Source organism: Streptomyces brevispora (genome assembly GCF_007829885.1).
In the GTDB taxonomy this organism is placed as follows: Bacteria; Actinomycetota; Actinomycetes; order Streptomycetales; family Streptomycetaceae; genus Streptomyces; species Streptomyces brevispora.
On the sequence record NZ_VIWW01000001.1, the window covers coordinates 5499078 to 5522069 of the forward strand.

The 22992-nt window shown below is 70.7% G+C and carries 16 protein-coding genes and 2 pseudogenes; 11 read left to right on the top strand and 7 right to left on the bottom strand.

What is annotated here, in order from left to right:
* Positions 1-5: 5 nt before the first annotated feature.
* On the top strand, positions 6-713 hold the full coding sequence (locus tag FHX80_RS25545; RefSeq protein ID WP_145766335.1) for a GntR family transcriptional regulator: 708 nt from the start codon (positions 6-8) through the stop codon (positions 711-713).
* 321 nt (positions 714-1034) lie between these two features.
* Here the strand turns inward: FHX80_RS25545 and FHX80_RS25550 are convergent.
* Positions 1035-1421: pseudogene (locus FHX80_RS25550) on the bottom strand (aminopeptidase P N-terminal domain-containing protein); the annotation flags it as partial.
* 243 nt (positions 1422-1664) lie between these two features.
* On the opposite strand from FHX80_RS25550, the gene FHX80_RS25555 reads away from it, so the two are divergent.
* The gene (locus FHX80_RS25555; protein WP_145766336.1) at positions 1665-4052 is read left to right on the top strand and encodes a M9 family metallopeptidase; all 2388 of its coding nucleotides are present in this window, start codon (positions 1665-1667) and stop codon (positions 4050-4052) included.
* Positions 4053-4111: 59 nt separating this feature from the next.
* Here the strand turns inward: FHX80_RS25555 and FHX80_RS25560 are convergent, their stop codons facing one another.
* Together FHX80_RS25560 and FHX80_RS25565 are read right to left on the bottom strand one after the other, a co-directional pair.
* Complete coding sequence (locus FHX80_RS25560; RefSeq protein ID WP_145766337.1) at positions 4112-4501, bottom strand: barstar family protein; 390 nt, start codon at positions 4499-4501, stop codon at positions 4112-4114.
* 80 nt (positions 4502-4581) lie between these two features.
* Positions 4582-4974, bottom strand: coding sequence for a guanyl-specific ribonuclease (locus tag FHX80_RS25565; protein WP_145766338.1), 393 nt, complete (start codon positions 4972-4974; stop codon positions 4582-4584).
* Positions 4975-5243: 269 nt separating this feature from the next.
* Here FHX80_RS25565 and FHX80_RS25570 point away from each other — a divergent pair, with 269 nt between their 5' ends.
* Positions 5244-5606, top strand: a complete 363-nt coding sequence (locus FHX80_RS25570) for an ATP-binding protein (RefSeq protein ID WP_145767494.1) — start codon at positions 5244-5246, stop codon at positions 5604-5606.
* A 66-nt stretch (positions 5607-5672) separates the two neighbouring features.
* On the opposite strand, the gene FHX80_RS25575 is transcribed toward FHX80_RS25570, so the two are convergent.
* Positions 5673-6755: a DUF2637 domain-containing protein gene (locus FHX80_RS25575; protein ID WP_145766339.1), complete on the bottom strand. Its 1083-nt coding sequence runs from the start codon at positions 6753-6755 to the stop codon at positions 5673-5675.
* Between the two features lie 192 nt (positions 6756-6947).
* Entirely contained in the window at positions 6948-7808 is an 861-nt protein-coding gene (locus tag FHX80_RS25580; RefSeq protein WP_145766340.1) for a (2Fe-2S)-binding protein, read from the bottom strand.
* 144 nt (positions 7809-7952) lie between these two features.
* On the opposite strand from FHX80_RS25580, the gene FHX80_RS25585 reads away from it, so the two are divergent.
* The gene (locus FHX80_RS25585) at positions 7953-8714 is read left to right on the top strand and encodes a GntR family transcriptional regulator (protein ID WP_145766341.1); all 762 of its coding nucleotides are present in this window, start codon (positions 7953-7955) and stop codon (positions 8712-8714) included.
* Positions 8715-8859: 145 nt separating this feature from the next.
* On the opposite strand, the gene FHX80_RS25590 is transcribed toward FHX80_RS25585, so the two are convergent.
* Both FHX80_RS25590 and FHX80_RS25595 read right to left on the bottom strand, forming a co-directional pair.
* The gene (locus FHX80_RS25590; RefSeq protein WP_145767495.1) at positions 8860-9645 is read right to left on the bottom strand and encodes a hypothetical protein; all 786 of its coding nucleotides are present in this window, start codon (positions 9643-9645) and stop codon (positions 8860-8862) included.
* Positions 9646-9807: 162 nt separating this feature from the next.
* The gene (locus FHX80_RS25595) at positions 9808-11541 is read right to left on the bottom strand and encodes a PucR family transcriptional regulator (protein WP_145766342.1); all 1734 of its coding nucleotides are present in this window, start codon (positions 11539-11541) and stop codon (positions 9808-9810) included.
* A gap of 259 nt (positions 11542-11800) precedes the next feature.
* On the opposite strand from FHX80_RS25595, the gene FHX80_RS25600 reads away from it, so the two are divergent.
* The 7 genes and pseudogenes from FHX80_RS25600 to FHX80_RS25630 all read left to right on the top strand — a co-directional run.
* Entirely contained in the window at positions 11801-12691 is an 891-nt protein-coding gene (locus FHX80_RS25600) for an FAD binding domain-containing protein (protein ID WP_145766343.1), read from the top strand.
* A 2-nt stretch (positions 12692-12693) separates the two neighbouring features.
* Positions 12694-13287, top strand: a complete 594-nt coding sequence (locus tag FHX80_RS25605) for a (2Fe-2S)-binding protein (RefSeq protein ID WP_145766344.1) — start codon at positions 12694-12696, stop codon at positions 13285-13287.
* A 3-nt stretch (positions 13288-13290) separates the two neighbouring features.
* Positions 13291-15675 (top strand): xanthine dehydrogenase family protein molybdopterin-binding subunit, encoded by a 2385-nt coding sequence (locus FHX80_RS25610; RefSeq protein WP_145766345.1) that lies wholly within the window; start codon positions 13291-13293, stop codon positions 15673-15675.
* Positions 15676-15941: 266 nt separating this feature from the next.
* On the top strand, positions 15942-17399 hold the full coding sequence (locus tag FHX80_RS25615) for an NCS2 family permease (protein ID WP_145766346.1): 1458 nt from the start codon (positions 15942-15944) through the stop codon (positions 17397-17399).
* 36 nt (positions 17400-17435) lie between these two features.
* Entirely contained in the window at positions 17436-18587 is a 1152-nt protein-coding gene (locus tag FHX80_RS25620; RefSeq protein ID WP_145766347.1) for an XdhC family protein, read from the top strand.
* A gap of 107 nt (positions 18588-18694) precedes the next feature.
* Positions 18695-22450 (top strand): S8 family serine peptidase, encoded by a 3756-nt coding sequence (locus FHX80_RS25625; protein ID WP_145766348.1) that lies wholly within the window; start codon positions 18695-18697, stop codon positions 22448-22450.
* A 242-nt stretch (positions 22451-22692) separates the two neighbouring features.
* Positions 22693-22986, top strand: a pseudogene (locus FHX80_RS25630) (urease subunit gamma); the annotation flags it as partial.
* Between the last annotated feature and the right edge of the window lie 6 nt (positions 22987-22992).

Consider the following 22992-nt stretch of genomic DNA (forward strand, 5'->3'; position numbering starts at 1 on the left):
CAGACATGGCCCGCCTGACGTCGCTCAACGTGATCTCGGCGCAGGAACATCTGCGCGACCAGGTGGCGCACGCGCTGCGGGCGGCTCTGATCTCCGGGGAGTTGAGGCCTGGGACGATCTACTCCGCGCCCGCGCTGGCCTCGGAGTTCGGTGTCTCCGCGACGCCCGTCCGCGAGGCCATGCTCGATCTGGCCCGGGAGGGACTGGTCGAGGCCGTCCGCAACAAGGGCTTCCGGATCACCGAGGTGACCGATCAGGATCTCGACGACTTCACCGAGCTCCGCGCCATGATCGAGGTCCCCACCGTCGGCCGGATCGCGCGGATGGGCCTGACGCGGGAGCTGGAGGCGCTGCGCCCCGTCGCGCTGGAGATCGTCGAGGCCGCGCGCCGGCACGACATCCTGGGCTACCTGGAGGCGGACCGCCGCTTCCACCTCGGCCTGCTCGGGCTGGCCGGGAACCGCCGACTGGTCGAGGAGGTCGGCGAGCTGCGCAAGCGCTCCCGGCTGTACGGGCTGAACAGGCTCGCCGAATCGGGGCAGTTGACGGCTTCGGCCGAGGAGCACGTACAGCTGCTGGATCTGGTGGTCGCCGGTGACGCCCCGGGCGCCGAGGCCTGCATGCTCGCCCACATGTCCCATGTCCGCTCCCTGTGGGCCGACGGCAAGCGGGTGGATGGGAAGCCCGAGGGAGTACCGGCTGCCCAGGCCTGAGGTCTGAGACCAACGCCTGAGGCCTCAGGCCAAGGTCTGAGGTCTGGGGCCGCCGAACCGGCAGGCCGATGCCCCCAGCGCCTCCCTCCCGCCCCTTGAGGGGCGGGAGTTCGGCGTTCCTCAGCTCTCCAACAACTCCGCCATCCACGCCTCGATGCCGTCCGGGGCAGCGCGGATGACATCAGCCGAGCGCCGTCCGCCGTGATCACGAGGTCGTCCTCGATCCTGATGCCGATGCCCCGGAGCTCCCGGGGGAGCGTCTCGTCGTCCGGCCGGAGGTACAGCCCCGGCCCCACGGTGAGCACCTGCCCCGGCTCCTTAGAACTCGCCGTCGGTACGCGGTGACCGGACTCTCAGGTAGAGGACCGCCTCGTGGTGGGCGTCCCCGTCGGGCTCCAGGACCAGCACATGGCCGGCCTGGTCCTCCCCGGTGAGGCCGGTGAGCCAGGCGTACCCGGTGTGCGGTCTGAACCGGTGGTCCGTGTCGTTGGACCGGACGGCGAGGGCGCCCGCCGGGATGACCAGCCGCTCGCCCGGAAACCGTGCCGCCACCCGTGCGCGGCGGGCCGGCGTCAGGGCGTGGCCCGGGACGCGGTCACCCGCGGGAAGAGGGGTGTCGGCCCAGGCGGCGCGCATGAAGGCGTCCAGGGCCGGGGTGACCGGCAGGTCATGGCTGCCGGTGTGGAAGGGGACTTGGAGCTCGGTCACGAATCGGTACTCCTCGGCTGTGCCGGCACCGGCCGCAAACGGCGTGCTGCGGGCGGGAGTTGGCGATCCGGCGAATCTGCGCGCAACGCCTTCCAAAGAACATGTGACATGTGCCATTGTACAGACGGCCGCGATCGAGGTCGTGTCCATGTCATGCGCTCATCCCCGTCAGGCCTCGACCCGCGCACCATCCCCCACGACCGCGCACCGTCGCGCGGCCACCACTCCGCTGGGAGGCGGCACGTGAAGAACCGAACGGTTCGTCAGAGATTCACCGGGCTATCCACCGTGGCCCTGGCGGCCTGTCTGGGAGTCGGCATGCTCGCGGCACCGAGCCGGGCTACCGAGGTCCACCCCGCCATCGCGGCCGCCGCAAGTGCGACGGCCGCCGAGCGGGCGGGCGTTGACCCGACCGCACCGGATCCGGGTGGCCCCGCCGCACAGGCCCTCACCGCACCCGTCCAGGATGCCGGTCACCTGGGTGACAAGGCGCTGAAGCCCGCGGACCGGGCACCGCAGACCGCTTCCAAGGACGCGCTGCGGCGCGACTACGACGACCCCGGGACCTCCGCGCCGAGCCACCCCGCCCCCTCGATGAAGGCCAAGGCCCGCTCCGCCGCGAAGTCGGCCGGAACCGGCGCGGCCACCGCCTGTTCCGTCGCCGATTTCACCAGCCGCACCGGAAGCGCCCTGGTGCAGCAGGTCAAGTCGTCGACGACCGACTGCGTCAACACCCTGTTCGGGGTCAAGGGCAACGACGGGTACCTCGCCTTCCGTGAGGCCCAGATGGTCAGCGTCGCCAACGCCATGCGCGACGGATCGGCCGCCTACCCGGGCGACAGCAGCACCGGCATGCCGCAACTGGTGCTCTTCCTCCGGGCCGGCTACTACGTGCAGTACTACGACCCGGGCACCGTGGGCAGTTACGGTGCCGCGCTGTGTACCGCCATCCGGGGCGGACTTGACGGCTTCTTCGCCTCCGCGCACTCCCGCGATGTCACGGACGCCAACGGCGAGACCCTGGCCGAGGCCGTCACCCTCATCGACAGCGCGGAGCAGAACGCCCGCTACCTGTACGTCGTCAAGCGCCTGCTCGCCGACTACAACGCCTCGTACAACAGCTCCTGGTACATGCTCAACGCGGTCAACAACGTGTACACCGTGACCTTCCGGGGCCATCAGGTGCCGGAGTTCGTCAGCGCGGTCGAGGCGGACCCGAGCCTGCTCGACTCGCTCGCCGGCTTCGCCCGTGACCACCTGAGCCTGCTGGGCACGAACCAGTCGTATCTGACCTCCAACGCGGGACGCGAGCTGGCACGCTTCCTCCAGGAGGCGTCGCTGCGGCCCAAGGCCCGCCCCCTCGTCACCGACCTGCTCGGCCGGAGCTCCCTGACCGGACCCACCGCGCCGCTCTGGGTCGGCCTGGCGGAGATGACCGACTACTACGACGCGGCCAACTGCTCCGCCTACGGCACCTGCGACCTGTCGGCCCGGCTCAAGAGCGCCGTACTCCCGGTCAACTACACGTGCAGTACCAGCATTCGCATCCTGGCCCAGCAGATGTCCTCGTCCGACCTCGCGACCGCCTGCACCAGTCTGCGCAACCAGGACGCCTACTTCCACAACGTGGTGCGGGACAGCGGCCCCGTCGCCAACGACCGCAACAGCTCCATCGAGGTGGTGGTCTTCGACTCGAGCACCGACTACCAGACCTACGCCGGGGCCATCTACGGCATCGACACCAACAACGGCGGAATGTACCTGGAGGGCGACCCCGCCGCGGCCGGCAACCAGCCGCGGTTCATCGCCTACGAGGCCGAGTGGGTCCGGCCCGTCTTCCAGATCTGGAACCTCAACCACGAGTACACGCACTACCTCGACGGCCGGTTCGACATGGCCGGTGACTTCGACGCCGGCATCACGACGCCGACCATCTGGTGGATCGAGGGCTTCGCGGAGTACGTCTCCTACACCTACCGTGACGTCACCTACGACGACGCCGTCACCCAGGCAGCGGCGCACACCTACACCCTGCGCACCCTGTTCGACACCACGTACGAGAACGCCGACCAGGCCCGCATATACAACTGGGGCTATCTGGCGGTCCGTTACATGCTCCAGTCACACCGCGCCGACGTGGACAAGCTGCTCGGTCTCTACCGCGGCGGCGACTGGAACGGCGCCCGCACCCTGCTCACCTCCACGATCGGCAGCCGTTACGACGCCGACTGGAACACCTGGCTGACGTCCTGTGCGGCCGGCAGTTGCGGCACCACCACCAACCCGCCCACCGAGCCGGGCACCGAGTGTGCCGCCGCCGACAACCGTGAACTCGGCCAGAACTGCGCCCGCAGCGGGCAGCAGGCCACCAAGGGCAACTACTCCTACCTCTACGTCTACGTGCCCGCCGGCACCGCCCGGCTGAAGATCACGACGAGCGGGGGCACGGGGGATGCCGACCTCTACTACAGCGCCGGCGGCTGGGCCACCATGAGCTCCTACACCGCCCGGGCGACCGGCAGCGGAAACGCCCACACGCTGACCGTCGACCACCCGGCGGAAGGCGCCCACTACATCAGCCTCTACGCCGTGCAGGACTTCGGCGGAGTGAAGGTCTCCACGCAGTACTGAGCCGGGCGGCATCGCTCGACGGAGGGTCACGGGTGCGGCCGACGCCGCGCCCGTGGCCCTCAGCGCAGTCGCAGGGTGCCCGCAGGTGTCTCGTCCCGGATGATCTCCAGCAGCCGGTCGAAGAGCGTCGGCCCGAGCCCCGCGCCCGCCCGGGCCAGTTCCTCGCGCAGCCGCGGCAGGTTGCTCGGATCGGCGCGGCCCAGCAGGCCGCGCAGGTACCGCGCGGTCTCCTCATGGCCCAGGGCGCGCGCCGAGCGGGCGTGGTCCCGCCACTCGATGACGAAGTCGCCGTCGTCCGGCGTGCCCATCCCGCCGCGCAGGCAGTCCGCGAAGGAGTCGGGATTGCGGCCGAAGTAGCCGCCGGGCCCGTTCACCGCCTCGCCGACCACGTTCCAGAAACGCTCCAGGCCGGTGACCTGGGAGCCGTCGATCACATAGGTCACGGTCATGGAGGGAGCGTACAAGTCCGTCGCTTCGGTGGTCCGCGCCGCAGGTGGGGGACTGCGGCGCGGACCTGACCGGGGAGGGTTCAGCAGCCGAGGTCGACGAGGTCGAACGTCACGTAGTGGTCGGAGGTGTAGTAGTCCTCCTGGCTCTTCTCACCGGTGACTATCCGGCGTGCGCCACGGGTCGGGGCGCCGGGGGTGATCACGGTGTACTCGTGGTAGTAGCCGGTGCTCTGACCGGGCAGGACGCCTTCGCGGTTCTGGAAGACGACGCCGTCCTGGTCGTAGGGGAAGGGGCCACCGGAGTCGATGAGATCGAGGGTGTCGTGTGCCTGGGAGGGGAGGGCGGAGTAGCAGATGCTGCCGACCGACGTGGTGGCGGCCGTCGCGGTCGCCGCGACGTGGCCACCGACGAAGAGAACGGACAGGAGGGCGGCGACGCCGCCGAGCGTGGTGATCCGTGGGGGGATTCGCATACCCATCATGATGACGCGCGTAGATGTGGTCCCGTCAACGCCAACTCATGTGAATTTTTTGGAAGTTAACCTGAACGGCGGTAGTCCCACGTCCTGGAGCGCGGGATCCGCCCCGGATGCTGTGTTTTCGCACTCATTGACTCGTCGGCAAGCGTGACAGCCCGTGGGCGGGGCATGCATTGCGTGAAGCACATTCGACGACAAGGAGGCGATTCACTGTGCGGGCGGGGGAGATGGAGCGTCAGGGAATGGGCCGGCTGCATCGCAGGCTGTGCCGCGCCGATCTGGCCGCGGTTTCCGAAGTGCGGTGTGCTGTACGCGAATTACTGAGGTATCGATGGAGGGAGGAGCCCGCACAGGTGGCCGAGCTGCTGCTCAGTGAGCTGGTGACCAACGCGCTCGTCCACACGGACGACGGCGCGGTCGTCGCCGTCAGCGTGGCGCCGCAGAAACTGCGGGTGGAGGTGAGGGACTTCGTCCCGGGGATGCCCGTGTCGCACGTGTCGAACGCCGACGACGGTACGCACGGCAGGGGTCTGATCCTGGTGGAGAGCCTCGCGGACGCCTGGGGGGTCAGCCCGAAGACGCTGGGCAAGGTGGTCTGGTTCGAACTGGACGGCGAACGGTCCTGACCATCCGTGGGATGGTCAGGACCGTTCAGAGCCAACCGTGTTGAATTGCGTGCCGTCCCAAGAGGGTCAGCCGAACTGCTGCTCCAGGTTCTTCAGTTTCTGCTCCAGCGAGTCGAGCCGGGGCAGGGACAGGGTGTCGTCCTCGGCAGTGAGGTCGACGGCTCTCGGATCAGTTGTGCTCAGGTCCGAGGCGCTGTTGGAGCTGGAGCCGCTGACGGCTTGCAGGGATGGCCGGGGTCGCAGAGGCAGCTGACCCGGCTCGGATATGGCGGGCTCCGCGACGGACTGCGCGGAGCCCGCTGCGGCGATGGCCTGGACGTCCACCTGGGTGCCGGCATTGCCTGCCCGCCCCCAGGCCCGGTTCTGCCGGTTCAGGGCCTTGATCTGTGCCCGGTCGAGCTTCTCCTGGTCCTTTCTGCGGAGACGGTTCTGCTCGTTCTCCCTGCGGTCCTCGCGTACCTCGTCGACCGCCTCGTCGAGCGTGCGTACCCCTTCGAGCAGCATCAGCGACCAGGCGCCGAAGGTCTCCCGGGGTGCCCGCAGCCACCGTACGATCCGGATCTGCGGCAGCGGGCGGGGCACCAGGCCCTGCTCGCGCAGCGCGGCGACGCGGGTCTGCTTCAGTGCCCGGTCGAAGAGCACGGCCGCCGAGAGCGACATCCCCGCGAAGAAGTGCGGGGCGCCCGCGTGGTCCAGGCCGCGCGGTGCGTGCACCCAGTTGAACCAGGCGGCGGCACCGGCGAAGGTCCACACCAGCAGCCGGGAGCCGAGTGCCGCGTCGCCGTGGCTGGCCTCCCGGACGGCGAGCACGGAGCAGAACATCGCGGCCCCGTCGAGGCCGAACGGCACCAGGTACTCCCAGCCCCTGGCGAGGCCGAGGTTTTGCCGGCCGAAGCCGACCAGACCGTGGAAGGAGAGCGCGGCGGCGACCGCCGCGCAGCAGAACAACAGGACGTACGAAGCGGTGGCGTAGAGCGCTTCCTTGCGTCTGCGCCGCTCCTCGCTGCGTTCCCAGGTGTCGTCGGCTGTGGATGTGTCAGAGGCGCGCTTGCCGCGCGCGACCACCGCCACCGCCACAGCCGCCATGACCCCCGCGAGCAGCACGGCGCCCGGAAGCAGCCAGTCAAGCGGTATGTCGGTCAGTCTCATGCGCGGTCCCTTGCGTCGCGTAGGGCGTTTCGGACGCAATTGTGGCGGAGATTCGCTCAAGTCCAGGCGGTTTCAGGGCAAGTGAATGCCAATGGGGTGGTTGAGCGGGTGAATTTTCCGCGATCTGGTCGAATACCCCTCAGTGGTGGGGCAGTTCTGTTCGAATTACGTCACCCTTGCGGGCGGTGTGGATCAGGAGACGGGCGTCAGCTTCCGGAGCCGGTCGGCATCGCAGGTGCGCGGGCAGGTGACACAGGTGTCCTCGGGCCGCAGCGTGTAGAAGAGGCAGCAGCTCGCCCGGTCGCGGGTGGGCAGCGACTCACCGCCGGGACCGATCAGTTCGCGAAAGCCCGCCGTGCCGACGTACGGCTTCGTGGTGCCCGGCAGGAGCGCGTCCAGCTCGGCCATCGCACGCCGCTCCTCGCCCAGGAGATGGGCGATGTACCAGAGGCCCTCGACGATCTCGTCCGTCGCCATGCCCCACAACGCCCGCTTGCCACGCCGCATGCGCGGCCCGAAGCCGTCGAGCACGGGTCCGAGGTGCTCGGCCACCGACGAGAGGACCTCGGCGCGCAGCGCGGCCTCGTCCGCCACCACCCGGGCACCCGGCAGCGCCGCCGCGGGATCGTCGGGCAGGCAGGCGAACTCCCGCACCCGGACGGTCAGATGGCCCAGCGCCCGCTGGAACGCGACGTCCTCGACCGGGATCCGGGGCACCCGCCGGTGCAGGAACCACGGCACCGTCACCAGCAGACAGGTCGGCCAGGCGTAACGGTGCAGCCCGAAGCTGGCGACCACGTCGGGCCGGGCCTGCTGTCCGTAGTCCCGAAGCACCTGCGCGTTGTCCCAGGCGAGGAAGGTGTCCAGGGCGCCACCGCCGGCCGCGAGCTCGTGCGCACCCACCCAGCCGACGCCGCCCGGGGCGGACTCGCCGTCCGCGAGCACCTCGGCGCGCAGTCCCGGGAAGACCTCGGCCAGACGCGCGTAAGCCGCTGCCACGGCCGAGGTCGTCGCAGCGGGGTGCGGTGCGGGAAGCAGGGCGGGGAGGGGCATGCGAGGACCACCGAATCGCGATCGTTTAGAGGTAAGCCTTACCTTACCCGAACGGATCGATGTTTGAACTGCGGCCTCCTCCGCCTATCGTGCACAAGGGGCACAGCACACGCGAGCCGTGCCCGGCCGGCCGAGGAGGTACCCGTGGAGCAGGGCAGAACGCGTGAGGAAGTGCGGCCGCCGTACGCGTCCGCCGCGTCCGTGACCGCCCACCCGTCCGCCCGGGTGCCCGAACAGGCCCGTGGCGAGCACACCCACAGCGAGCCGCCCGCGCCCCGGGTCGTGGTGCGGCGGCACTCCGTGCGCGGCCAGATCCTGGACGCCCTGCGCGCCGCCCTCGCCGACGGCGAACTCGTCCCCGGGCGCGTCTACTCCGCCCCGGCCCTCGGCGCCCGCTTCGGGGTCTCCGCCACGCCGGTGCGCGAGGCGATGCAGCAACTGGCCGTCGAGGGAGCCGTCGAGGTCGTGCCGAACCGCGGCTTCCGGATCTCCGAACGCGGCCCGCGCGAGCTGGCCGAGCTGGCCGAGGTACGGGCACTGATCGAGGTCCCCGTCATGCTGCGGCTCGCCCGCACCGTGCCGCCGACGGGCTGGTGCGCCCTGCGCCCACTGGCCGACGCCACCGTCGCGGCGGCGGCCGGTGGCGACCGGGCGAGTTACGCGGAGGCCGACCGGGCCTTCCACGGAGCGGTGCTCGCCCTCTCCGGCAACGCCCAACTGGTGACCGTGGCCGACGATCTGCACCGCCGCTCCCAGTGGCCCCTGAAGGCCGGCCCCGTCACCCGCCGCGCCGACCTGCCTGCGGACGCCGCCGAACACACCGCACTGCTGGACGCGCTGATCGCCCAGGACGTGGCGGTCGTGCAGTCACTCGTACGGGCACACTTCACGGGCGTCGGCGTCTGACGCCCCGAGGGCGCTGCGGAAACCCCTGCCCCGCCCTCGGACAGGTGTCGGCCTCGGACGGGTGCAGCCCTCGGACGGGTACAGGTCTCGGACGGGCGTCGGCACCCGGCACCCGAAGGCGCGGCGGCAGCCCCCCGGCCCGGCCTCAGTTCGCCCCGGCCGTCTCCGGCCCCGGCGGGTCGATGTGCGGGGCCAGCCAGGTCGGTACGCCGCCGAGCAGCCGGAAGAGCCTGCCCGCCTCGGCGCGCAGCCGGGTCGCCGCCTCGGGCTCCGGTTCGGCGTCCGCCATGGCGATGAGCGCCGGGGCCGTCCCGACCAGGTAGCCCAGCTCCTCCCGTATCCGCAGGGACTCCGCGAACCCGTGCCGGGCCTCCGCCAGCTCCCCCTCGCGCAGCGCGATCAGGGCGAGGTGGCGCCAGGTCGAGGAGAGGAGCAGTTCGTCGCCCTGGGCGGTGGCACCGGCATGCGCCCTGCGGTACGCGGCGCGCGCGGCCTGCGGCGAATCGGCGATGTTCTGGGCGATCAGGCCCCGCCGGAAGTCGAGCAGCGGGCGGGCCGCTGCGGCCGGCGAGAGAAGCGCCGCCGCCCGGCTCAGCGCCACCCGGGCCTCGTCGGCCCGGTCCCGTACCCGCAGCAGGGTCGAGGCGTACGCGAGATGTCCGCGTTCGCAGGCGGCGGCCCCGCGCTCGGCGTCGTCGTGGGCCAGGGCCTCGGCGGTGCGCAGGGCGTCCTCGGCGTCGGTCCAGCCCTGTCCCGTGTACAGACACCGCTCGGTCAGCAGGGCCGTCCGCTGGAGCGCCGCCGCCGGATCGGTGGCGGCGTCCTGTTCGAGCAGCGCCGCGGCGTCCGTCCAGCATGCGCGTGACCGCAACCGCCATACCGCTGTCTGGAGCGGCGGATCGTCATCTGCTGTCGTTCCGGAACCAGACATGGCGGTGTACGCCACATTGCCCTCCCCGAGCGCGCCATTGAGCTGTTGAGTCTGGCCGCATCAGAGCACGGAATGGCACGCCGGGCCAAGGGGTCGAGGCAATGTCAGGTGAAAGTTTTCACAATCGACGTGAGGCCTCCGTGGCCGCCGGAGTCCCGGGAGTCAGCTCATACGCAGGGCGAGGAAGAAATCGAGCTTGTCCTCCAGCCGCGAAAGGTCACGCCCCGTCAACTGCTCGATTCGCCCGACCCGGTAGCGCAACGTGTTGACGTGCAGATGCAGCCGGGCCGCACAGCGGGTCCATGAACCGTCGCAGTCCAGGAACGACTCCAGGGTCGGGATCAGCTCCGCGCGGTGCCGCCGGTCGTAGTCCCGCAGCGGGTCGAGCAGCCGTGCGGTGAACGCGCGGCGCACGTCGTCCGGGACGAACGGCAGCAGCAGCACGTGCGAGGCCAGCTCGTGATGGCCGGCCGCGCAGACCCGCCCCGGACGGGCCGCCGCCACCCGGCGGGCGTGCCGGGCCTCCTCCAGTGCGCCGCGCAGCCCCTCGGGCGAATGCACCGAGGCGCTGACACCGAGTGTCAGGCGGCCGTCGTCGGCCAGCCCCGCGGAGAGCGGGGCGTGGACGGCGGCCAGCAGGACGTCGGCGTGCAGCGCGGGACCCTCCGCGGAGGTTTCCGGCCCGTCCGGGTCCGTGTCGCCTGCCGTGTCCGCGGACGGCGGGACGGCGGCGGGCAGCGGCACCAGCGCGACGGCCTCGTCGCCGGAGTGCGCGACCGCGATCCGGTCCGCCGAGTCGGGGCCGGTCACGGCCGGGTCGACCAGGATCTCCTCCAGCAGCGCCTGGGCGACCGCGCCGCCCGCGATGCCGGACCCGGTGCCCGCGGAGGCGCCCTGCGCGTCCCAGTCGACCCGGGCCACCACCACCTGCCAGTGCGGCGCGGCCCCGAGGCCGGGGAGCAGGACCGGAGCGGCGACCCGCAGCCTGGCGGCGATCTCGGCGGGCGGGGAGCCCGCCTGGACCAGCTCAAGGACCTCCTGGGCGAGCCTGCGGCGTACCGTACGGGCCGCGTCCCGACGGTCCCGCTCGACCGCGATCAGCTGGGTGACGCCCTGGAGCAGGTCGAGCCGGGCGGCCGGCCAGTCGCTCGCGTCGGCCTCGACGGCGAGCAGCCAGTCGGAGAGCACCGATTCACGCACGTCACGGGAGGCCGGAACGGCGCTCCGGCTGTTGTTCCGGATCGGGAAGAGCGAATACGTCACCCCACCGGCCGCGGCCCGGTACGGGGCGCGGCGGCCGGAGCGGACCGCGGCCAGATGGAGACCGGCCAGCTCCGCGCCGACCGGTCCGGGCAGCGGCGTACCGGCGCCCGCGATCTGCCGGCCGGTGGGCGAGAGGACCCAGGCCCGCAGGTCCAGGTCGGTACCGAGTAGATCGAGGACCACCTCGGGACCGCCGCCCGCCGGCCCCGAGGTCATCAGCCGGCGGTGCCGGTCGACCACCGCCGCCAGGTCTCCGGCGCGCTCGCCGGACACCTGGCGGACCACATGCTCGGTGATCGTTGCGAACGCGACGGTCTCGTTGACGGCGAAGAGCGGCAGCCGGTGCCGGTGACACGCCTCGACCAGATCGGCCGGAATGTCGCCGAGCTCCGCCTCGCCCGCCGCGAGCCCGGCGACACCGGCTCCCGCGAGGATCCGTACGAAGGGCTCGGAGTCCTTCGCGTCCCGGTGCCAGGCCAGGCCCGTCAGGACCAGCTCGCCGCCCGTGAGGTAGCGGCTGGGGTCCCGCAGGTCGGTGGTCATCACACCACGGACCGACCGGTCCAGCTCGCCGTCGTCGCCGAGCAGCCGCAGGCCCAGCGCGTCGGTCTCCAGCAGTGCGCGCAGCCGCATCTCGTCGCCGCCGATCTCATTTGTTGTCGCGGGTGAAAACTGGGTATTGCGGTGAGGTCGCAGAGACCCGTCATTCGTTCGAATCTACAAGACAAGAACGGAGAGCAACCAACTCCTTCATGGTTTCGGTGACTGCACCAGGTGGAGCAGGGCTTGTGTACTGGGCCACACACCGCGTGAACAACATATGAACGACCAGTCCAGGGCCGGCCGTCCCCAGCCCGAGCGAACGACCCGAATGAGAAGAAGAGAGCCACTCATGGACTTCCTTCGCCCCGCCAGCTGGGAGGAGGCGCTCGCCGCCAAGGCCGAGCACCCGACGGCTGTGCCCATCGCGGGTGGCACCGACGTGATGGTCGAGATCAACTTCGATCACCGGCGGCCCGAGTACCTCCTGGACCTCAATCGCATCGGTGAGCTGTCCGAGTGGGAGGTGGGCCGGGAGAGCGTACGGCTCGGCGCCTCTGTCCCCTACAGCGCCATCATGGAGCACCTGCGGGCCGAGCTGCCCGGTCTGGCGCTCGCCTCGCACACCGTCGCCTCGCCGCAGATCCGCAACCGCGGCGGCGTCGGCGGCAACCTGGGCACCGCCTCGCCCGCCGGGGACGCACACCCGGCGCTGCTCGCCGCGGGCGCCGAGGTGGAGGCCGAATCCGTCCGCGGAACCCGGCTGATCCCCATCGACGCCTTCTACACCGGCGTCAAGCGCAACGCCCTGGAACCGGACGAGCTGATCCGGGCCGTGCACATCAAGAAGGCCGACGGGCCGCAGCAGTTCTCCAAGGTCGGCACCCGCAACGCGATGGTCATCGCCGTCTGCGCCTTCGGCCTGGCGCTGCACCCCGAGACCCGTACGGTCCGCACCGGCATCGGATCCGCCGCCCCGACCCCCGTACGGGCGAAGGCGGCCGAGGACTTCCTGAACGCCGCACTCGAAGAGGGCGGGTTCTGGGAAAGCCGCACGATCATCACACCGTCCGTCGCCACACAGTTCGCCACGCTCGCCGCGGCCGCCTGCAACCCGATCGACGACGTGCGCGGCACCGCGAGCTATCGCAGGCACGCGGTCGGGATCATGGCCCGCCGGACCCTCGGCTGGACCTGGGAGTCGTACCGCGGCAACGGCCGCAGCACCGAAGGAGCCGCATAGCCATGCGTGTCAATTTCACCGTCAACGGCCGCAGGCACGAGGCCGACGACGTCTGGGAGGGCGAGTCCCTCCTCTACGTGCTGCGTGAGCGGATGGGCCTGCCCGGCTCCAAGAACGCCTGCGAGCAGGGCGAATGCGGTTCCTGCACGGTCCGCCTCGACGGGGTTCCGGTCTGCTCCTGTCTGGTGGCCGCCGGCCAGGTCGAGGGCCGCGAGGTCATCACCGTCGAGGGTCTCGCCGACTTCGCCGCCCACCGCTCCGAGGCCCACCCCGGTACCGGCTGCGCCTCCGGCGCCTGCGGTACCGCGCTCGACGAGGCCCGGCGCTGGGAGGCCGAGCCATCCGGCGAGGACGCCCGGGAAACCGGTGAGCTCTCCCCGATCCAGCAGGCGTTCATCGACGCCGGAGCCGTCCAGTGCGGCTTCTGCACCCCCGGTCTGCTGGTCGCAGCCGACGAACTGCTGGAGCGCACCCCCGAGCCCTCCGACGCGGACATCCGCGAGGCGCTGTCCGGCAACCTCTGCCGTTGCACCGGCTACGAGAAGATCCTCGACGCGGTCCGCCTCGCGGCCGCCCGTGCGGAAGAGGCGGTCTAGACGATGGGCGTCACCGGTTCCCCCACCAGTATCAACCAGGGCACCCGCACCAAGGGCGGCATCGGCGAGTCAACGCTGCGCCCCGACGGCATCCTGAAGGTCACCGGCGAGTTCGCGTACTCCTCGGACATGTGGCACGAGGACATGCTCTGGGGCCACACCCTGCGCTCCACCGTCGCGCACGCCGAGATCGTGTCGATCGACACCTCCGAGGCCCTCGCCACCTCCGGCGTCTACGCCGTCCTCACCTACGACGACCTGCCGACCGCGGTGAAGAACTACGGCCTGGAGATCCAGGACACCCCCGTCCTCGCCCACGGCAAGGTCCGCCACCACGGCGAGCCGGTGGCGCTCGTCGCCGCCGACCACCCGGAGACCGCCCGCCGCGCCGCCGCGAAGATCCGGATCGACTACCGCGAGCTGCCGGTCATCACCGACGAGGCCAGTGCCACCGCCGACGACGCGGTCCTCGTCCACGAGGGCCGCACCGACCACCACATCGGGCACGTGGCGCACCCCAACATCGTCCACCGCCAGCCGATCATCCGCGGCGACGCGGAGGCGGCGAAGGCCCGCGCCGATGTCGTGGTCAGCGGCGAGTACGTCTTCGGCATGCAGGACCAGGCCTTCCTCGGCCCCGAGTCCGGCCTCGCCGTGCCCGCCGAGGACGGCGGCGTCGACCTGTACGTCGCCACCCAGTGGCTGCACTCCGACCTGCGCCAGATCGCCCCCGTTCTCGGCCTGCCCGAGGACAAGGTCCGCATGACGCTCTCCGGCGTCGGCGGCGCCTTCGGCGGCCGCGAGGACCTGTCGATGCAGATCCACGCCTGCCTGCTGGCGCTGCGCACCGGCAAGCCGGTGAAGATCGTCTACAACCGCTTCGAGTCCTTCTTCGGACACGTCCACCGCCACCCCGCCAAGCTCTGGTACGAGCACGGCGCGACCCGTGACGGCAAGCTCACCCACATGAAGTGCCGCATCGTGCTGGACGGCGGCGCCTACGCCTCCGCCTCCCCGGCCGTCGTCGGCAACGCCTCCTCGCTCGCCGTCGGCCCGTACGTCGTCGAGGACGTCGACATCGAGGCGCTCGCCCTCTACACCAACAACCCGCCCTGCGGCGCGATGCGCGGCTTCGGCGCGGTCCAGGCCTGCTTCGCCTACGAGGCGCAGATGGACAAGGTCGCCGCCGAACTCGGCATGGACCCGGTCGAGTTCAGGCAGCTCAACGCCATGGAGCAGGGCACCCTGCTGCCGACCGGGCAGCGGGTCGACTCGCCCGCGCCCGTCGCCGAACTGCTGCGCCGGGTCAAGGCCATGCCACTGCCGCCCGAGCGCCAGTGGGAGAGTGCCGGCGAGCAGGCCGACGTACGGGCGCTGCCCGGCGGACTGTCCAACACCACGCACGGCGAAGGCGTCGTACGCGGTGTCGGCTACGCCGTCGGCCTGAAGAACGTCGGCTTCTCCGAGGGCTTCGACGACTACTCCACCGCCCGGGTGCGCATGGAGGTCATCGGCGGCGAACCCGTCGTGACCGTGCACACCGCCATGGCCGAGGTCGGACAGGGCGGCGTCACCGTGCACGCCCAGATCGCCCGTACCGAACTCGGCGTCGCCCAGGTCACCATCCACCCGGCCGACACCCGGGTCGGCTCGGCCGGCTCGACCTCCGCCTCCCGGCAGACGTACGTCACCGGCGGCGCGGTGAAGAACTCCTGCGAGGCCGTCCGCGAACAGGTCCTGGACATCGGCCGCCGCAAGTTCGGCACGTACCACCCGGCCTGGGCCACCGCCGAACTCCTCCTGGAGGGCGGCAAGGTCGTCACCGACGGCGGCGAGGCACTGGCCGATCTGGCCGACGTGCTGGAGGACGAGGCGGTCGACATCGAGCTGGAGTGGCGCCACCGGCCCACCGAGGCCTTCGACCTGCGCACCGGACAGGGCAACGGCCACGTCCAGTACTCCTTCGCCGCGCACCGCGCGGTCGTCGAGGTCGACACCGAACTCGGACTGGTCAAGGTCATCGAACTGGCCTGCGCCCAGGACGTCGGCAAGGCGCTCAACCCGCTGTCGGTCGTGGGCCAGATCCAGGGCGGCACCATCCAGGGGATGGGCATCGCCGTCATGGAGGAGATCATCGTCGACCCCAGGACCGCGAAGGTGCGCAACCCCTCCTTCACGGACTACCTGCTCCCCACCATCCTCGACACACCGACCATCCCGGTCGATGTGCTCGAACTCGCCGACGACCACGCCCCGTACGGGCTCCGTGGCGTCGGCGAGGCCCCCACCCTGTCGTCCACCCCGGCCGTACTCGCGGCGATCCGGAACGCGACGGGACTGGAGCTCAACAGGACGCCGGTACGACCCGAGTACCTCACCGGCACCTGACCGCGGCTCCTCCACAGCCTCCGGGCGGTGCGCGCCTCCAGGGAACGTCGCACTTCCTCCGCCCGCACCGCCCGGAAAACCCCAAGTTCCGCACCGCTCGCGGCCCTTGACCTGCTCGACCGAAGACGAAGTACCCGTACATCCACCCTGCATGAACAGTTCGCCTCGGGCCGTCCCCCGGGTCGTGCCGCCAGCGCAGTCATCCCAAATCCCGCATCTCGAATCCTCATCGCGGGTGCCCCTGTGAACCTTGGGAGTCAGGCATCATGACCCAGCAGTCAGTGGAGCCCCAGAACACCGCGGAGGAAGCGGGCCCCGGCTCGCGCGTCCCCGCCGGCAGATCTTGGCTCGACCGGTACTTTCACATATCCGAGCGCAGATCGACCGTCGCGCGCGAAGTGCGCGGCGGAGTCACGACCTTCATGGCCATGGCGTACATCCTGCTGCTCAACCCGCTCATCCTCGGCGGCAAGGACGTGGACGGGAACATTCTCAGCCAGCCGGGCCTGATCACCGCCACCGCACTCGCGGCGGCGGCGACCACCCTGCTGATGGGATTCGTCGGCAAGGTCCCCCTCGCGCTCGCCGCGGGACTCAGCGTCTCGGGCGTCCTGGCCTCACAGGTCGCCCCGGAAATGACCTGGCCGCAGGCCATGGGCATGTGCGTGATGTACGGCCTGGTGATCTGCCTGCTGGTGGTCACCGGCCTGCGTGAGCTGATCATGAACGCGATCCCGCTCGCGCTGAAGCACGGCATCACCATGGGCATCGGTCTGTTCATCGCCCTCATCGGCCTCTACAAGGCCGGCTTCGTGGGCAAGGGCGCCGCAACCCCGGTGACGCTCGGCCCGGCCGGCGAACTTGCCGGCTGGCCCGTTCTCGTCTTCGCGGTGACCCTGCTCCTCATCTTCATGCTCCAGGCCCGCAACATCCCCGGCGCGATCCTGATCGGCATCGTCGTCGGTACCGTGGTCGCCGTCGTGATCAACAAGGTCGCCGACGTCGACCCGAAGATCTGGAGCAGCGGCCCGCCCGAGCTCAAGGGTTCCGCGGTCTCCGCGCCGGACTTCTCGCTCTTCGGGGACGTCGAGTTCGGCGGCTGGGGCGATGTCGGGGCGATGACCGTCGGCTTCGTCGTCTTCACCCTCGTACTGGCCGGCTTCTTCGACGCGATGGCCACCATCATCGGTGTCGGTACCGAGGCCGAGCTGGCCGACGACAAGGGGCGGATGCCGGGCCTGTCCAAGGCGCTGTTCATCGACGGTGTCGGCGGTGCGGTCGGCGGCGTCGCCGGTGGTTCCGGACAGACGGTCTTCGTGGAATCCGCGACCGGAGTCGGCGAGGGCGCCCGTACCGGACTCGCCTCCGTCGTCACCGGCCTCTTCTTCGCGGCCTGCCTCTTCTTCACCCCGCTCACGGCGATCGTGCCGGCCGAGGTGGCCTCCGCCGCCCTCGTCGTCATCGGCGCCATGATGATGCAGAACGCCCGACACGTGGACTGGAGCGACCGCGCCGTCGCCATCCCGGTCTTCCTGACCGTGGTCCTGATGCCGTTCACTTACACCATCACCACCGGTGTGGCGGCCGGTGTCATCTCCTGGGTCGCGATCAAGGTCGCCCAGGGCCGGGCCCGCGAGGTCGGGGGCTTCATGTGGGGGCTGACGGTGATCTTCGTCGTCTACTTCGCACTCCACCCGCTCGAGAGCTGGCTGGGCGTCAACTGACGTCCCCGCCTTCACACATCCGCCAAGGAGGCCGAGATGCTGGACATCGCCGAGGAGCTCGACCGGTGGGCCGGGCAGGGACGCGAATTCGCCGTGGCCACGGTCGTGGCCGTCGGTGGCAGCGCGCCCCGGCAGCCCGGCGCCGCACTGGCCGTCGACCGTGACGGCACGGCGATCGGCTCGGTCTCCGGCGGGTGTGTGGAGGGCGCGGTGTACGAACTGTGCCAACAGGCCCTCGATGACGGCATCACCGTGCGGGAGCGGTTCGGCTACAGCGACGAGGACGCCTTCGCGGTCGGTCTGACCTGCGGCGGCGTCATCGACATCCTGGTGACACCGGTCCGGGCGGACGACCCCGCCCGCCCGGTGTACGCCGCCGCACTGGCCGCCGCCGCACGCGGCGAGGCGGCGGCGGTCGCCCGGATCACCGACGGGCCCGCCGAACTCCTGGGCCGGCCCCTGCTCGTCCGGCCGGACAGCGGATACGAGGGCGGGCTGGGGGGACACCCCGAGCTCGACCGCACCGCAGCGGCCGAGGCCCGCGCGATGCTGGACGCGGGCCGCACCGGGTCCGTCACCATCGGCGCCGAGGGCTCGCGCTGCGGGCAGCCCCTCACGCTGCTCGTCGAGTCCAGCGTTCCACCGCCCCGCATGATCGTGTTCGGGGCCATCGACTTCGCCGCCGCGCTGGTGCGGGCCGGGAAGTTCCTCGGCTACCACGTCACGGTGTGCGACGCCCGCCCGGTGTTCGCCACGAAGGCCAGGTTCCCGGACGCCGACGAGCTGGCCGTCGACTGGCCGCACCGCTATCTGGCCCGGACCGGCATTGACACCCGCACCGTTCTGTGCGTTCTCACCCATGACGCCAAGTTCGATGTCCCGCTGCTGGAGGCGGCGTTGAAGCTGCCGGTCGCGTACGTCGGCGCGATGGGCTCGCGCCGCACCCATCTGGAACGCAACGACCGGCTGCGCGAGGCCGGGGTCACCGAACGGGAACTGGCCCGCCTGCACTCGCCGATCGGCCTCGATCTGGGCGCCCGTACGCCCGAGGAGACCGCCCTGTCGATCGCCGCCGAGATAGTCGCCGACCGCCGCGGCGGCAGTGGTGTTCCGCTGACCGGCGCGCACACCCCGATCCATCACAGCAGCGCCCGGCCGCCCGCCGGGCGCATCGCCTCCGTGGCCTGAACAGGCCCCCCGCGCGCACCCGCGCCGACCGGCGGTTAGCCGCCACGGCGCATTCACGCCAGGTGTGAACCTCACCGCAGCCGCCGATTTACCGGTAGATCAGCTGCATGACATTCACCCCCTCCACCGTCTCCGGCAGGGCGAGACCCGCTCGTGCGGGGCGCAGGGCCCTCCTCATAGCGACCTCCGTCGCCCTGGTGAGCGGCGCACTGCTCCCCGTCACGGGCTCGGCCTCCGCCGCCACCGGTCATCTCCCGTCCACCGACCGCCGGGCCGCCCCGGTCAAGCAGTACGACGTCACCCTGCTGACGGGTGATGTCGTCCACTACACCGACGGGGTCGGCAAGCAGGACACCGTCACCGTGGACCGCCCCGACGGCGCGGCCGGCGGAGTGCATGTCCAGCAGGCGGGTGACGACGTCTACGTCCTGCCCGACGAGGCGGCGGGCCTGATCGCCGCCGGCAAGCTGGACCGCCGGCTCTTCAACGTCACCGCGCTCGCGAAGATGGGGTACGACGACAAGAAGTCCGGCGGTATCCCGCTGATCGCCACCTACCCGGCCGGCAAGGCCCGTTCGCTGCCGGCCGCACCCCGCGGCAGCAAGACGGTCCGCCGGCTGGAGAGCATCCACGGCGCGGCACTGAAGGCGGGCAAGGCCACCACCCGTTCCTTCTGGAACGACATCGCCGGTACGCCCAAGGCCCGTTCACTCGACAACGGCATCGACAAGCTGTGGCTCGACGGCCGGGTCGAGGCCGCGCTGAAGGACTCCGTCCCGCAGGTCAACGCCCCGCAGGCCTGGGCCGCCGGCTACGACGGCAAGGGCTCCAAGGTCGCCGTCCTGGACACCGGCATCGACGCCGACCACCCGGACGTCAAGGACCGCGTCCTGGAGTCCAGGAGCTTCGTGCCCGGTGAGGAGGTCGACGACAAGAACGGCCACGGTACGCACGTCGCCTCCACGATCGCGGGCTCCGGCGCCGCCTCCGACGGCCTCAACAAGGGCGTCGCCCCGGCCGCCGACCTGATCGTCGGCAAGGTGCTGAGCAACGAGGGCTCCGGCGCGGACTCCGGCATCATCGAGGCGATGGAGTGGGCCAAGGCGGAAGGCGCCGACGTCGTCTCCATGAGCCTGGGCTCCAGCATCCCGGACGACGGTTCGGACCCGATGTCGCAGGCGGTCAACGCCCTCTCGGCCGACGGCGGTCCGCTCTTCGTGATCGCGGCGGGCAACGCGTACGGCGCGGGCACCATCGGCTCGCCCGGTTCGGCGGACAAGGCGCTCACCGTCGCCGCCGTCGACAAGCAGGACAACCGCGCGGACTTCTCCTCCATGGGCCCGCTCACCCGCTCCTACGGCCTGAAGCCGGACCTCTCCGCACCCGGCGTCGACATCAACGCGGCCGCCTCGCAGTCGGTCCCGGGCATGAGCGGCATGTACCAGTCGATGTCCGGTACGTCGATGGCGACGCCGCACGTCGCGGGCGCCGCGGCCATCATGAAGGAGCGGCACCCCGACTGGTCCGGTCAGCGCATCAAGGACGCGCTGATGACCTCGTCGAAGGAGCTGCCGGACTACACCCCGTACGAGCAGGGCACCGGCCGGCTCGATGTGAAGGCGGCGATCGACACCACGATCGAGGCCACCGGCTCCGTCGCCGTCGCGTCCTACGACTGGCCGCACTCCGCCTCCGATCCGGTCGCCGAGCGGACCATCACCTACCGCAACACCGGTGACAAGGACGTCACGCTGGACCTGGCGACCGACACGGACGCCGACGCCTACACACTCTCGGAGAAGCAGCTGACCGTGCCCGCCGGTTCGACCGCCGAGGCCGTCCTCTCGCTCGACCCGTCGAAGGTCGCGAACAACACCACCTTCTCCGGTCAGGTGATCGCGAAGGACGCCGCCGGCACCACCGTCGCGCACACCGGCTTCGCGCTCAACAAGGAGCAGGAGCTCTACGACCTGAAGATCGAGCTCCGCGACCGCGCGGGCAAGCCGATGGACGGACAGGTCATCTTCGCCGCCCTCGGCGACGAGAACCTGGGCGTCGTCGCGGTGTCGGGCGAGACCACGCTGCGGCTGCCGCCGGGCAACTACATCACCTGGACCGCCGCCGACATCAAGGGCGACACCGCCGACTCGAAGGCCCTCGCCTTCCTGGCGGCCCCCGAGATCGTCCTCGACAAGGCGACCACCGTCTCCCTCGACGCCTCCAAGGCCCACAAGGTCAGCGTCAGGACGCCGAAGGAGACCGAGAACCGCCAACTGCGCTACGACATGGCGCGCACCGCACCGGACGGCACCCTCCAGCGCGACGCGTACCAGATCCCGATGGTGTACGACCAGCTGTGGGCGAGCCCGACCAAGAAGGTCACCAAGGGCAGCTTCTCCTTCCTGACCCGCTGGCGGCAGGGCGAGAAGCTGATCGACCTGACGGCCGACGGCCGTGATGTGCCGGTGGCGGTGCAGGGCGGTTCGCCCGTCGCCGAGGACAGCCGGAAGAAGCTCGCCGGAGTCTTCGCGGGCAACGGCGCCGCCGCCGACTACCGTGGCGTCGACGCCAAGGGCAAGGCCGTCGTGATCCGCAGCAGCGCCGAGGTGGCCCCCGCCGACCGGATCGCGGCTGCCGTCGCGGCCGGGGCCGAGGCGCTCTTCGTCGTCAACCAGGGCGACGGCGTGCTGATGGAGTCCTACGCCGACTACGGCACCACGGCGGCGATCCCGGTCGCCACCGTTCAGCGCCTGGCCGGCGAGGGACTCGTCAAGGCTGCCCAGCGCGGCAAGAAGGTGACCGTCCAGCAGCGGAAGTTCGCGCGCTACGTGTACGACCTGGTCGACCGCCACGACGGCACGATCCCGGACCGTTCGCTGGCCTTCGCCCCGACCGCCCGTCAGCTGGCGAAGGTGGAGAACACCTTCTACGGCAACCGCGACGTGGTCGGCGGCGGCTACCGCTACGACATCCCCGACTACGGCTACGGCATCGGCTTCCCCGAGTACGAGAAGTACCCCGCCACCCGTACCGAATGGGTCACCCCGCTGCCCGGCGCCTCGTTCTGGTACGAGGACCACTCGGTCTTCAACGACGACGAATCGGAGGCCGCGCTGGAGGAGCGCGGCGGCACCATGGACTACACCGCGGGCCGCAGCTACCGGGACTCGTGGTTCGCACCGGTCAGCCACCCGCGTCTGGGCACCGGCTACTGGGGTCCCTTCCGCTCCTCGTACAACGACATCCAGTTCAACATCACGCCGTGGACGGACTCCGGTGCCGGCCACTCCGGCTCCATGCCGGACAACGAGTACGACAGCGGCATCATCGCCTTCTTCCAGGGCGACAAGCAGCTCGCGAAGTCGGCGGGCCGCGCGGGCTACGCCTTCGACCTCTCGCCCGAGAAGCTGCCGTACCGGCTGGCGCTCGACGCCTCGCGCGACGAGGGGATCTGGAAGACCTCGATCCGCACGCACACCGAGTGGAACTTCCTCTCGGGCGCGATCGACCCGGCCGGACCGGAACAGGCCGACATCCCGCTCCTCCAGCTGGACTACGACGTCACGACCGACCTGGCCGGTGATGTGCAGGCCGGGAAGCAGACCGAGATCGGTCTCTCGTCCGCCACGCAGGAGTGGCTGGACGGTTCCGTGAAGGCGACGAAGGCCTCGCTGTCGGTCAGCTACGACGACGGGGAGACCTGGAGCGCGGTGCAGCTGAAGAAGGACTCGGCCGGTTCCTGGACCGCCCGGTTCAAGACCCCGAAGAAGGGCGCCACCGCGGTTTCGCTCAAGGCTCACGCGGAGGCCGGCGACGGCTTCTCCGTGGACCAAGAGATCATCCGGGCCTTCGGCCTGAAGTGACCTGCTGAGGTTCCCTCTTGAGGCGGCCGCGCACCCCTGGACCGGGGTGCGCGGCCGCCTCGCGCATGGTCCCGGCTTGACCAAAATTTGTCTGCTTTGCCCGTATGTAGTGGGTCATGATGCAAGAAAGGGACATTGTGCGGTGTGGTGCGAATTGCCACGGCCGTACCCGGAGGCTTATAAGAGGAAGGTGGTCGAGGCGATTCCGGGAATTCCGAGAACTGCCGCCATGGAGGTATCCCATGTTTCTCACTCCGTCCGACACGGAGAAATTGCTGCTGAGTGTTGCCGGAATGGTTGGCCGCGACCGGCTGGAGCGGGGCGTACGCCTCAACTACCCCGAGTCCGTCGCGCTGCTCGCCTGATGGGCGATGGAACGAGCCCGGGAAGGGGCCCGGGTGGCCGACCTCATGACCGCGGGGCGATCCGTACTCACCCGCGCTGACGTGCTCGAAGGTGTTCCGGAGATGCTGCACGACGTCCGGGTCGAAGCGACCTTCCCCGACGGGCGCAAGCTCGTCACGACCCCCGCGCCGCCTACG

Excerpts from the sequence above, each read along its gene's own strand:
- FHX80_RS25545 (WP_145766335.1), top strand. The coding sequence starts at position 6 with ATGGCCCGCCTGACGTCGCTCAACGTGATCTCGGCGCAGGAACATCTG.
- FHX80_RS25560 (WP_145766337.1), bottom strand. The coding sequence starts at position 4,501 with ATGACCGTGACCTATGTGATCGACGGCTCCCAGGTCACCGGCCTGGAG.
- FHX80_RS25565 (WP_145766338.1), bottom strand. The coding sequence starts at position 4,974 with ATGCGAATCCCCCCACGGATCACCACGCTCGGCGGCGTCGCCGCCCTC.
- FHX80_RS25575 (WP_145766339.1), bottom strand. The coding sequence starts at position 6,755 with ATGAGACTGACCGACATACCGCTTGACTGGCTGCTTCCGGGCGCCGTG.
- FHX80_RS25580 (WP_145766340.1), bottom strand. The coding sequence starts at position 7,808 with ATGCCCCTCCCCGCCCTGCTTCCCGCACCGCACCCCGCTGCGACGACC.
- FHX80_RS25590 (WP_145767495.1), bottom strand. The coding sequence starts at position 9,645 with ATGTCTGGTTCCGGAACGACAGCAGATGACGATCCGCCGCTCCAGACA.
- FHX80_RS25595 (WP_145766342.1), bottom strand. The coding sequence starts at position 11,541 with ATGCGGCTGCGCGCACTGCTGGAGACCGACGCGCTGGGCCTGCGGCTG.
- FHX80_RS25600 (WP_145766343.1), top strand. The coding sequence starts at position 11,801 with ATGGACTTCCTTCGCCCCGCCAGCTGGGAGGAGGCGCTCGCCGCCAAG.
- FHX80_RS25605 (WP_145766344.1), top strand. The coding sequence starts at position 12,694 with ATGCGTGTCAATTTCACCGTCAACGGCCGCAGGCACGAGGCCGACGAC.
- FHX80_RS25610 (WP_145766345.1), top strand. The coding sequence starts at position 13,291 with ATGGGCGTCACCGGTTCCCCCACCAGTATCAACCAGGGCACCCGCACC.
- FHX80_RS25615 (WP_145766346.1), top strand. The coding sequence starts at position 15,942 with ATGACCCAGCAGTCAGTGGAGCCCCAGAACACCGCGGAGGAAGCGGGC.
- FHX80_RS25620 (WP_145766347.1), top strand. The coding sequence starts at position 17,436 with ATGCTGGACATCGCCGAGGAGCTCGACCGGTGGGCCGGGCAGGGACGC.
- FHX80_RS25625 (WP_145766348.1), top strand. The coding sequence starts at position 18,695 with ATGACATTCACCCCCTCCACCGTCTCCGGCAGGGCGAGACCCGCTCGT.